An 11664-nucleotide genomic window follows, 5' to 3' on the forward strand; every position below is an offset into this window, starting at 1 on the left:
GGCCCCTTCCTGAACGCGGACGCGTCCTACCCTATGGGGTGGCGCCAGAACCGAGAAACCGTTCCGCGGACCTCGCGGGAGGTGCTCGGGCGTCTGACTTTGGGACACCGGTCTCACGTGGCGAAACAGGCGATGAGGTAGCCTCGCAGCAGCGACTGACCAGGACACCGATGTCCCAGGCCGCTTCCACTGTCGTGCGTCGTGGTCCCCGCCGGTGCCGTTCGTCACGAGCGACTCGCCAGGGTTCCACGAGGCCCCGAGATTAGAGTTGCCGATTATGAGAGATCGACGGACATTCCGTGAAGCACTGTCCCAGCGCGTGGTCGTTGCGGACGGGGCGATGGGCACCATGTTGCAGGCGCACGATCTCGACCTCGACCAGTTCGAGGGGCACGAGGGTTGCAATGACATCCTGAACTTCACCCGGCCTGACATCATCCGGGAGACCCACGCCGCCTTCTTCGAGGTCGGGTCCGACTGCGTCGAGACCAATACCTTCTCCGCCAACTTCGGTGGGCTGATCGAGTACGGGATCCAGGACCGTACCTACGAGGTCGCCGAAGCGGGCGCCCGTATCGCCCGTGAGACCGCCGACGAGTACTCCACCGCCGACCAACCCCGCTACGTACTGGGCTCCGTCGGCCCCGGAACGCGGCTACCGACCCTGGGCCACAACCCCTACGCGCTGTTGCGCGACTACTACGAACAGGCCGGACGAGGACTCATCGACGGTGGCGCGGACGCCATCCTCATCGAGACCTGTCAGGACCTGCTGCAGGTCAAGGCCGCGGTGGTGGGCGCCAAACGGGCCCGCAAGGCACTGGGCAAGGACATCCCGATCATCGCCCAGGTCAGCATCGAGACCAGCGGCACCATGCTCATGGGTTCGGAGATCGGCGCCGCGCTGACAGCGCTGGAACCGCTGGGCATCGACGTCATCGGGCTCAACTGCTCCACCGGCCCGGCCGAGATGAGCGAGCACCTGCGCTACCTGTCGCACCACTCCACGATCCCCATCTCCTGCATGCCCAACGCCGGTCTGCCGGAGCTGGGGCCCAACGGGGCGGTCTACAACCTCTCCCCGGAGGCGCTCACCGACGCCCACGACACCTTCACCTCCGAGTTCGGGCTCAGCTTGGTCGGCGGCTGCTGTGGAACCACCCCCGAGCACCTGCGTCAGGTCGTGGAGCGGGTCCAGGGACGTGGGATCAAGAACCGCAAGCCCCTGGTGGAGCCCTCGGTCTCCTCGCTCTACCAGAGCGTGCCGTTCCGCCAGGACGCCAGTTACCTGGCCGTGGGCGAGCGCACCAACGCCAACGGTTCCAAGAAGTTCCGTGAGGCCATGCTGGCCGAGCGGTGGGACGACTGCGTGGAGTTGGCCCGCGACCAGATCCGCGACGGCGCCCACATCCTCGACCTCAACATCGACTACGTGGGTCGTGACGGCGTCGCCGACATGCACGAGCTCGCCACCCGCTTCGCCACCGCCTCCACCCTGCCGGTCATGCTCGACTCCACCGAACCGCCGGTCCTGGAGGCCGGGTTGGAGGCGATGGGCGGTCGCGCGGTGATCAACTCCGTCAACTACGAGGACGGCGAGGGCCCCGGCACCCGGTTCGACCGCATCATGGAGTTGGCCTCCGAACACGGCGCCGCCGTGGTCGGCCTGTGCATCGACGAGAACGGCCAGGCCCGCACCGCCGAACACAAGGTGCGGGTGGCCTCCCGTCTCATCGATCAGCTCACCGGCGAGTGGGGGATGCGCACCGGTGACATCGTCATCGATTGCCTCACCTTCCCCATCACCACCGGACAGGAGGAGACCCGCAGGGACGGGATCGAGACCCTCGAAGCGATCCGTGAACTCAAGAGTCGTTACCCGGACGTGCAGACCACCCTTGGTCTGTCCAACCTGTCCTTCGGCGTGAACCCGGCCGCCCGCATCGTGCTGAACTCGGCGTTCCTGCACGAGGCGGTCCAGGTGGGTCTGGACTCGGCGATCGTGCACGCCTCCAAGATCCTGCCGATCAACCAGATCCCCGAGGACCAGCTCAAGGTCGCCCTCGACATGATCTACGACCGGCGTGAGGGCGACTACGACCCGCTGGGCACCTTCATCGACATGTTCACCGGGGTGGACGCCCAGTCCATGAAGGCCTCCCGCGCCGAGGAGCTGGCCGCGCTGCCGCTGTGGGAGCGCCTGGAGCGTCGCATCATCGACGGCGAGCTCACCGGCATCGAGGCCGACCTGGACGAGGCGCTGGCCGAGCGCCCGGCCCTGGCCATCGTCAACGACACCCTCCTCTCGGGCATGAAGACCGTCGGTGAGCTGTTCGGCTCCGGCCAGATGCAGCTGCCGTTCGTCCTCAAATCCGCCGAGGTCATGAAGTCGGCCGTGGCCTACCTCGAACCGCACATGGAGAAGACGGACGACGACGGCAAGGGCCGCATCGTGCTCGCGACCGTCAAGGGCGACGTCCACGACATCGGCAAGAACCTCGTCGACATCATCCTGTCCAACAACGGCTACGAGGTCGTCAACCTCGGCATCAAACAGCCGGTGTCGGCGATTCTGGAGGCCGCCGAGGAGAAGCGGGCCGACGTCATCGGGATGTCGGGTCTGCTCGTCAAGTCCACGGTGGTCATGAAGGAGAACCTGGAGGAGATGAACTCCCGGGGGATGTCGGCGAACTTCCCCGTGCTGTTGGGCGGCGCGGCTCTCACCCGCTCCTACGTGGAGCAGGACCTGGCCGAGATGTTCGGCGGTGAGGTCCGCTACGCCAAGGACGCCTTCGAGGGTCTGCGCCTGATGGACACCCTCATGGCGGTCAAACGCGGTGAGGAGGGCGCCAAACTGCCCGAACTGCGTCAGCGCAGGGTCAAGCGGGGCGCCACCCTCAAGGTCACCGAACCCGAGGACATGCCCGCCCGCAGCGACGTGTCCACCACCAACAAGGTGCCCACGCCGCCGTTCTGGGGCGACCGCATCAGCAAGGGCATCCCGCTGGCCGACTACGCCTCCTTCCTCGACGAGCGCGCCACGTTCATGGGGCAGTGGGGGCTGAAGGCCTCCCGAGGCGGCAACGGTCCCACCTACGAGGAGCTGGTGGAGACCGAGGGGCGTCCGCGCATGCGGATGTGGTTGGACCGGATCCAGACCGAGGGCCTGCTGGAGGCCGCGGTCGTGCACGGCCACTACCCTTGCTACAGCGAGGGTGACGACCTGGTCGTGCTCGACGACGAAGGGGTCACCGAGCGCACCCGCTTCACGTTCCCGCGTCAGCGTCGCGACCGGCACCTGTGCCTGTCGGACTTCTTCCGGCCCAAGGAGTCGGGAGAGTTGGACGTGGTCTCCTTCCAGGTGGTGACGGTCGGCGCGGCGATCAGCCGGGCCACCGCGGAGTTGTTCCAGAAGAACGCCTACCGCGACTACCTGGAGCTGCACGGCCTGTCCGTACAGCTGACCGAGGCGTTGGCCGAGTACTGGCACACCAGGGTCCGCGCGGAGCTGGGCTTCGCGGGGGAGGACCCGGCCGAGCTGGACGCCTTCTTCAAGCTCGGTTACCGGGGCGCCCGGTTCTCCCTGGGTTATGGGGCCTGCCCCGACCTGGAGGACCGCGCCAAGATCACGAAGCTGTTGGCGCCGGAGAGGGTGGGGGTGACGTTGTCCGAGGAGTACCAGCTTGTTCCCGAACAGGCCACCGACGCGATCGTCATTCATCACCCCGAGGCGACATACTTCAACGTCTGACCGGCTCAGGTGAGGCCCCACCGGCGTTCCGGCGCAGGTGGGGCCTCTCCCCATGTCGGGTCCGACACCCACGAGTCGAGAAGAGTCATGAGCACTGTGAGTTCCGAACCGTCCGAGTCCCTTCGAGCCCCCGCCGCCCAGGAGTCCGGTCGCCGTCTGCAGGCGGTCCTGTTGGATATGGACGGCACCCTCATCGAGAGCGAACACCTGTGGAACGAGTCGGAGGCGGAACTCGTCGCCGAACTGGGCGGGGTGTGGACCGAGAAGGACCACCTGGCCAACGTGGGTAATGCCGCCACCCCGGTGGGGCGTTACATCATCGAGTTGACCGGGGCCGACCTCACACCGAGACAGGTCGCCGATCGGCTCTACGACCGGTTCCGCGCCAAACTGGAGCAGGGCGCGGAACTGCGTCCTGGGGCCAAGGAACTGGTCACCATGCTGTCGGAGGCGGGCGTTCCGGTGGCGTTGGTGACCTCCACCGAACGCGAGCTGGTGGCCACCGCCATCGGTGGGATCGGCCTGGAGAGCTTCGACGACTCGGTGGCCGGTGACGAGGTGGAGGCCAACAAGCCCCACCCCGATCCCTACCTCAGGGCCGCGCGTCGCCTGGGGGTGGACCCGAGACGGTGTGTGGCCGTGGAGGACTCCGTGGTGGGGGTGGCCTCGGCCGCCGACGCCGGATGCGTCACCATCGCTATTCCGAACCACATCGAGGTTCCGCCCCGCGAGGGCGTGGTGTTCCGCGACAGCCTGGTCGGGGTCGACCTGGACTGGTTGGAGTCCTTGGTCGCCGACCGCTGACACTCCCGGACCGTGGACGTGCGGGGCGCGCGGTAGCGTGGTGAATCGAGGAGAAGTCGCGCCCGTGCACGCCGTGTACCCGCCGAGAGAGCGGTGGGTGACCCGCCCTAGGGGATGAGCCGGATGTGTGTTCGGGCCCGGGATGGGAGACTGGCCCTATGCCTGAGACACTGACTATGACCTCCGGCCTCACCTTGGGAGCGGCCCTCGCGGCGGTGGGCCTGATCATCACGTTCTTCGTGTGGCGACGCAAGGGCCTGGCCTTCGGGTTGCGCGGCCTGGCCTGGTCGATGCTCCCGCTGGTGGCGGGTCTGCTCGGCCTGATGAACGTCATCATGCAGTTCGTGCTCGGACTCTTCGGTGTACTGGCCGGTCTGGTGTTCAACCCGATCGTGTGGGCCGGTGTGGCGCTGGTGCCGCTGATGGTGATCCTGTACGTGGCCTCCGGGTTCATGAAGGCGCGGGGGATCGGCGTGAAGCAGTCGGGGGCCAAGGACAAGACCTCCGAGGGCGGGGACGCGCCGGCCGGAGGGCAGGGCGCTCCCGCGGCGGGACCGGCCAAGCCCACCGCCGGTCAGGTCAAGGCGCCACCGCAGAAGAAGTCCGGTGGCGACGAGGACTTCGACGACATCGAGGCGTTGCTGCGCAAGCACGGCATCGAGTGACCCAGGGCCGACGCACGCCGCGATCGGCGAAGCGTCGGTCAGGTCGGCATCACGAAGGCGGTTCCGCTGAGGCGGGGCCGCCGTTTTTCATTTCTTTACCATTACGTACCGGATTCGTCTGATTACTTACCGGTTCATAGCATCTCGCATAGTGCGCGGCTATGCGTTCCCTTCCTCGTGTTCCTCCTCGTATGGTGTGGGGGTCGTGGCGGCGCATCGCCCCTGTTCAGGCCTCATGGTCGGTAGAGTCCTACTTTGTGTGCTTTAGTCTCCATGTAGATCCATTGTTAGCTTTGGTTACGATTTAGCTACATGGACTTGGTTTGGACGGTGAGCTCGTCGTAGGCGAGTAAATTGGTCGTTGTGTAACATCCAGGGCAAAACGGGCCACCGGGTGTCCAAGATCACCAAGTGATCCAGGACCCGTGATCCGGCGCCGGTGGGGTGGGTGATCCTCCCTCCTCGCAGAGCGTGAAGCCCAACCAGCCAGTGTCGAGATCCGACCGGCCCCACCGTGAGACCTCGCAGGGTCGACCCCCCCTGAGTGCTCACGTGTGGGTTCTGTCCTCTCGGTCAGAAGCGCAAGAGTGGAGAGTGGTGGCCTGATGAGTGCGCCCTCGCAAGTCCCTGAGTCGGCGGAGGACGCCGACACCGCGGACGTCGCAGCGGCGGCCACCCAAGGTCGTAGTGACGCCGACAACCGGTCCCTGAAGCAGATCGCCTGGCAGCGCCTACGCCGCGACAAGGTCGCCATGATCTCCGGCATCGTCGTGGTGCTGCTCATCCTGGCGGCGATCTTCGCGCCGTTGTTGGCCAAGTGGTTCGGGCATCCGCCCACCCAGTTCCACCAGGACCTGATCGAGCCCAGCCGACGCCTTCCCTACATCGACCCCGAGAATCCCGACGCGGGCGTCGACCGTTGGGGCGGGATCAGTGGCGACCATCTGCTCGGTGTCGAGCCCACGACCGGCCGCGACCTGTTCAGCCGGATCCTCTACGGCGCCCAGATCTCCCTGCTGGTCGCCTTCCTGGCCACCCTGGTCTGCGTCGCCCTGGGCACCATCCTGGGCATCATCGCCGGTTACGTGGGCGGCTGGGTCGACACCCTCATCAGCCGGGCCATGGACATCTTCCTGGCCTTCCCGCTGATGCTGTTCGCCATCGCCCTGGTCGGCGTCATCCCCGACGGGGTCCTGGGGCTGACCGGCAACGGGCTCCGAATCGGCGTCATCGTCTTCATCATCGGTTTCTTCAACTGGCCCTACATCGCGCGCATCGTCCGCGGTCAGACCCTCGCCCTGCGCGAGCGGGAGTTCGTGGAGGCCGCCAGAAGCCTGGGCGCCGGCAACCGGCACATCCTCCTCAAGGAGATCCTGCCGAACCTGATCACGCCGGTCATCGTCTACGCCACGCTCCTGATCCCCACGAACATCCTGTTCGAGGCGGCTCTGAGCTTCCTGGGCGTCGGTATCAACCCGCCCACTCCCAGCTGGGGCAAGATGCTCTCCGAAGCGGTGCCGTTCTTCCGTGAGGCGCCCTACTTCATCATCTTCCCCGGTATGGCCATCTTCATCACCGTGCTCGCGTTCAACCTGTTCGGTGACGGCCTCCGTGACGCCTTCGACCCCAAGACCTCCGATTGACCCGCGCTCGTGCGGGGCGATCATCCTCCCCCCGCGCGGGCGTGGATCAACCCGCGGGTCCAATCATCCCCACACCAGGTTCCCAGAGAGGTAGTTCCTTGAGGAAACGCACCTTCGGCTTCGTCGCGCTCGGCGCGGCGGCCACCCTGCTGCTGTCCGCTTGTGGCGGTTCCGCCACCGGCGGCGGCGCGGCCGAATCGGAGTTCGAGTTCGACCAGGGCTCGACCGAGCTCGTCAACGCTTCGGACAAGAGCGGTGGCACCCTGAAGTACGCCATCGAGGCCGACTTCGACTCCGCCGACCCGGGCAACACCTACTACGGGTGGAGCTGGAACTTCCAGCGCTACTACGCTCGTACACTGCTGTCCTTCACCCCGGAGCCGGGTGAGGCCGCGACCGAGCTGATGCCCGACCTGGCCAAGGCGATGCCCGAGCCCAACGATGACTTCACCGAGTGGACCATCGAGATCCAGGAGGGCCTCAAGTACGAGGACGGCTCCGAGATCGTCGCCGAGGACATCAAGTACGCCATCGCGCGCTCCAACTTCAACGGTGGCACGCTCTCTCTGGGCCCGCAGTACTTCGCCGCGCACCTGGACCAGGACGACCACAACGTCTACGAGGGTTCGGACCCGCTCGCGGGCTTCGACTCCATCGAGACCCCGGACGACCACACCCTGGTCTTCCACCTCAAGGACTCCTTCTCCGAGTTCCCGAACGTCCTGACCCAGCTCCAGACCGCCCCCGTGCCGATCGAGGCCGACAAGGGCGAGCTCTACCAGGAGCACGTGCTCTCCTCGGGTCCGTACAAGTTCGACGGGAACTACCAGCCCGGCGTCCAGCTGCACCTTGAGCGCAACGAGCACTGGGACCCCGAGACCGACGATGTCCGTCCGGCTCTTCCGGACCGCGTCGAGCTCGAGATCGGTGTCGCCCAGGACGAGATCGACCAGCGTCTGGTCAACGGCGACATCGACGTCGACGCTCGCGGCACCGGTGTGGGCCCGGCCATGCGCTCCACCCTGCTCGACGACGAGGCCGTCCAGGGCAACCTGGACAACCCGTACACCGGCGCCCTGCGCTACATGAACATCCACACCCCGATCATTGAGGACGTGGCCTGCCGCCAGGCCATCATGTACGCGGTCGACCGCGACAGCATGTGGCGCGCCTGGGGCGGCGAGCCCGGTGGTGACATCGCCACCAACCTGCTGCCGCCGGCGATCCCGGGCTCCAACCCGGAGTCGAACCTGTACCCGTCCGAGGACGGCAAGGGTGACCTCGACGCGGCCCAGACCAAGCTCGATGCCTGCGGCGAGGAGGACGGTTTCAGCACCACGCTCGCCGTCCGCGCCGAGAACGACAACGAGGTGCAGACCGCGGAGTCCGTCAAGGAGGCCCTCGCCCGCGTCAACATCGACGTGACCATCGAGTCCTACCCCACGGCCGACTTCTTCGGTCAGTACGCCGGTTCCCAGGACTTCGTCCGTGAGAACGACATCGGCCTGAGCCTTTCCGGCTGGGGTCCGGACTGGCCCAGCGGTTACGGCTTCGCCTCCAAGATCACCCACGGCGACGCGATCATGGAGACCGGTAACTTCAACACCTCCGAGCTCGACGACCCCGAGATCAACGGTCTCTGGGACGACGCCCTGCTCACCGAGGACCCCGACGAGCGCGCGGCCATCTACGAGCAGATCGACACCCTCGTCATGGAGAACGCCGCCATCCTGCCGGTGGTCTTCGACAAGTCGCTGATCTACCGCTCGGACGAGCTGACGAACGTGTTCTACCAGCCCGCGTTCATGATGTACGACCTGATGCCGCTGGGCGTCGACCGGGACTAGCAGTCCTGACTACCAGCCTGAACTAGTACGAAAAGGCAGGTGAGAGCGGCGGGGCACCCGAGGTGATCCCTTGGGTGCCCCGTCCGCCGACTGCGATGCTGAACTATATTCTTCGCCGCCTTGGGGCGGGTCTTCTGCTTCTCGTCGTCGTTACCGCGGTGACCTTCTGGATCTTCTACGTCCTGCCCAGGTGGGCGGGCGTCACCCCGCAGGGCATGGCGGCGATGTACGTGGGCAAGGCGCCCACCCCGGAGGCGATCCAGGCCACCGTGGAACGCCTTGGCCTCGACCAGCCGATCGCGGTCCAGTTCGTGGAGTTCCTCCGCACTCTGCTCTTCGGTCAGGAGTTCACCTTCGGCCGTCAGACCGTCGAGTGCGCGGCCCCCTGCCTGGGCTACTCCTTCAGCACCAACTCTCCGGTGCTGCCCCAGATCCTCGACCGTCTCCCCGTCACCCTGTCCCTGGGTCTGGGCGCGGCGGTCATCTGGGTCATCGGCGGTGTCGGCGTCGGTGTCCTCTCCGCGGTCAAGAAGGGCAGCATCTTCGACCGTCTGGCCATGGGTGCCGCCCTCGCGGGCGTGTCCCTGCCCATCTACTTCACCGGTCTGCTGGCCCTGGCCTTCCTGGTCCACCAGTGGGGCCTGTTCCCGGTGTCGCGCTACGTCCCCTTCACCGAGGACCCCGTCGCCTGGTACCAGGTCATGCTCCTGCCCTGGATCACCCTGGCGTTCCTGCACGCCGCCCAGTACGCCCGCCAGACTCGCGCGGGCATGCTGGAAACGCTCAACGAGGACTACATCCGCACCGCGCGGGCCAAGGGCCTGAGCGAGCGCAAGGTGATCTTCAAGCACGCCCTGCGACCCACCCTCACCCCGATCCTCACCATCCTCGGCCTGGACATCGGCATGGTCCTGGGCGGCGCGATCCTCACCGAGAAGGTGTTCTCCCTGAACGGTGTGGGCGCCTACGCGATCGACTCGATCGTCTCCAAGGACCTGCCCGTGATCCTGGGGGTCACGCTCCTGGGCGCCGTGTTCATCGTGGTGTGCAACCTGATCGTCGACCTCCTGTACCCGGTCGTCGACCCGCGGGTGCGGATCACCGCGTGACGCGTGTCAGCGTGAACACCAGACCAGCTCTACCGAAGGAAAAGTGACATGGCCTCGACCGGATCGGCTGCCTCCGACGCAGTCGTGCGCGTGGACGACCTGCGGGTGACGTTCCCGACGATGGATGGAGACGTCCACGCCGTCAAGGGACTGTCCTTCGAGGTCCCGGCCGGTGGCGCCCTGGGCATCGTGGGCGAGTCGGGTTCGGGCAAGAGCGTGACCTCGCTGGCCCTGATGGGTCTGCACCGGGGCAGCCGCGCCCAGATCACCGGTTCCATCGAGGTGGCCGGGCAGAACGTGGTGACCGCGAGCGACAAGAAGATGCGCCAGATGCGCGGCAACGACATCGCGATGGTCTTCCAGGACCCGATGCAGTCGCTGCACCCGCAGTACACCATCGGTAACCAGCTCATCGAGGCCTACCAGGTGCACAACCCCAAGGCCTCCAAGAGCGCTGCGCGCAAGCGTGCCGTGGAGGCCCTGGGCCGGGTCGGCATCCCCGAGCCGGAGAAGCGGATCAACTCCTACCCGCACGAGTTCTCCGGCGGTATGCGCCAGCGCGTGGTGATCGCCATGGGGTTGATGTGCGACCCCAAGGTGCTGCTCGCGGACGAGCCCACCACGGCCCTGGACGTCACGGTCCAGGCCCAGGTCCTGGACCTGCTCGACGAGCTGCGTCGTGACCTGAACATGGCGCTCATCCTCGTCTCGCACGACCTGGCCGTCGTGGCCGGTTCGGTGGACGAGGTCGTGGTGATGCGCCACGGTCAGGCCGTCGAGCGCGGCGACGTGCGCAAGGTCCTCTCCAAGCCCGAGCACCCCTACACCCAGGCGCTGCTGGACGCGGTGCCGCGTGTGGAGGTCTCTCGGGCCCAGCGCCGTGCCCGAGACCGCGCCGACCGTATCGATCGGGACAAGCGCGAGGGCACCGTCACCAAGCCCGGTGACTTCGAGGCCTTCACCCCCGCCACCTCCGAGAGCGAGCCGCTGCTGAGCGTGCGCGACATCGCCCAGTGCTTCAAGGTCCGTGGGGGAATGTGGGGCCGATCCAGCGACTTCTGGGCGGTCAAGGGTGTGAGCTTCGACCTGTACAAGGGCGAGACCCTCGGCATCGTGGGCGAGTCCGGCTCGGGCAAGAGCACGGTCTCGCGCATGATCATGCGTCTGCTGGAGCCCACGAAGGGGTCGGTCCACTTCGAGGGCAAGGACATCACCCACATGCGCGAGCGCGAGCTGCGACCGCTCCGCCGCGACGTGCAGATGGTGTTCCAGAACCCCTACTCCTCGCTGAACCCGCGCCTGACCATCGGTGAGAGCATCGGCACCGCGCTGAAGGTGCAGGGTGAGCGCGACGGCAAGAAGATCCGAGGTCAGGTGCAGGACCTGTTGGAGAGGGTGGGCCTGGAGCCCAACCACTACAACCGGTTCCCGCACGCGTTCTCCGGTGGTCAGCGTCAGCGCATCGCCATCGCCCGCGCGCTGATCCTCAAGCCCAAGCTGATCATCTGCGACGAGCCGGTCTCCGCGCTGGACGTGTCCACGCAGGACCAGGTGCTGCGTCTGCTCTCGGAGTTGCAGGACGACTTCGGTCTGACCTACATCTTCGTGGCCCACGATCTGGCGGTCGTGCGGCAGGTCAGTGACCGCGTCGCGGTCATGCGCAAGGGCGAGGTCGTGGAGATGGGCGACAGCGACTCGGTCTACGAGAACCCGCGGAGCGACTACACCCAGCAGTTGCTCACCGCCGCCCCGGTCCTGGACCCCGACGAGGCCCGCAGGCTGCGCGCCGAGCGTTTCGCCGAGCGCGACGGAGCGGTCGCCTGACGGCGAGTGGGATATGCCCGT

General features: G+C 66.7%; 7 protein-coding genes. All 7 read left to right on the top strand.

Features of this window, described 5'->3' with window-relative positions:
- The first annotated feature begins 277 nt into the window (after nt 1-277).
- The 7 genes from metH to ABZ717_RS19405 all read left to right on the top strand — a co-directional run bounded on the left by metH (nt 278) and on the right by ABZ717_RS19405 (nt 11643).
- Entirely contained in the window at nt 278-3751 is a 3474-nt protein-coding gene (gene metH / locus ABZ717_RS19375; RefSeq protein ID WP_358512364.1) for a methionine synthase, read from the top strand.
- An 87-nt stretch (nt 3752-3838) separates the two neighbouring features.
- Nucleotides 3839-4555, top strand: coding sequence for an HAD family phosphatase (locus tag ABZ717_RS19380; protein WP_358512367.1), 717 nt, complete (start codon nt 3839-3841; stop codon nt 4553-4555).
- Between the two features lie 158 nt (nt 4556-4713).
- On the top strand, nt 4714-5220 hold the full coding sequence (locus tag ABZ717_RS19385; RefSeq protein WP_358512370.1) for a cellulose synthase: 507 nt from the start codon (nt 4714-4716) through the stop codon (nt 5218-5220).
- A gap of 605 nt (nt 5221-5825) precedes the next feature.
- A complete protein-coding gene (locus ABZ717_RS19390) occupies nt 5826-6863 on the top strand; it encodes an ABC transporter permease (protein WP_358512373.1) in 1038 nt (345 codons plus the stop codon).
- Between the two features lie 98 nt (nt 6864-6961).
- Nucleotides 6962-8710, top strand: coding sequence for an ABC transporter substrate-binding protein (locus tag ABZ717_RS19395; RefSeq protein ID WP_358512376.1), 1749 nt, complete (start codon nt 6962-6964; stop codon nt 8708-8710).
- A 95-nt stretch (nt 8711-8805) separates the two neighbouring features.
- A complete protein-coding gene (locus tag ABZ717_RS19400) occupies nt 8806-9819 on the top strand; it encodes an ABC transporter permease (protein WP_358512379.1) in 1014 nt (337 codons plus the stop codon).
- A gap of 48 nt (nt 9820-9867) precedes the next feature.
- On the top strand, nt 9868-11643 hold the full coding sequence (locus ABZ717_RS19405; RefSeq protein WP_358512382.1) for an ABC transporter ATP-binding protein: 1776 nt from the start codon (nt 9868-9870) through the stop codon (nt 11641-11643).
- The last annotated feature ends 21 nt before the right edge of the window (nt 11644-11664 follow it).

This window comes from Nocardiopsis sp. NPDC006832, assembly GCF_040635885.1.
Taxonomy (GTDB): domain Bacteria; phylum Actinomycetota; class Actinomycetes; order Streptosporangiales; family Streptosporangiaceae; genus Nocardiopsis.

Bases quoted from the DNA above. Each gene is read 5' to 3' on its own strand.
- metH (WP_358512364.1), top strand. From the start codon at position 278: ATGAGAGATCGACGGACATTCCGTGAAGCACTGTCCCAGCGCGTGGTC.
- ABZ717_RS19405 (WP_358512382.1), top strand. From the start codon at position 9,868: ATGGCCTCGACCGGATCGGCTGCCTCCGACGCAGTCGTGCGCGTGGAC.
- ABZ717_RS19380 (WP_358512367.1), top strand. From the start codon at position 3,839: ATGAGCACTGTGAGTTCCGAACCGTCCGAGTCCCTTCGAGCCCCCGCC.
- ABZ717_RS19385 (WP_358512370.1), top strand. From the start codon at position 4,714: ATGCCTGAGACACTGACTATGACCTCCGGCCTCACCTTGGGAGCGGCC.
- ABZ717_RS19400 (WP_358512379.1), top strand. From the start codon at position 8,806: ATGCTGAACTATATTCTTCGCCGCCTTGGGGCGGGTCTTCTGCTTCTC.
- ABZ717_RS19390 (WP_358512373.1), top strand. From the start codon at position 5,826: ATGAGTGCGCCCTCGCAAGTCCCTGAGTCGGCGGAGGACGCCGACACC.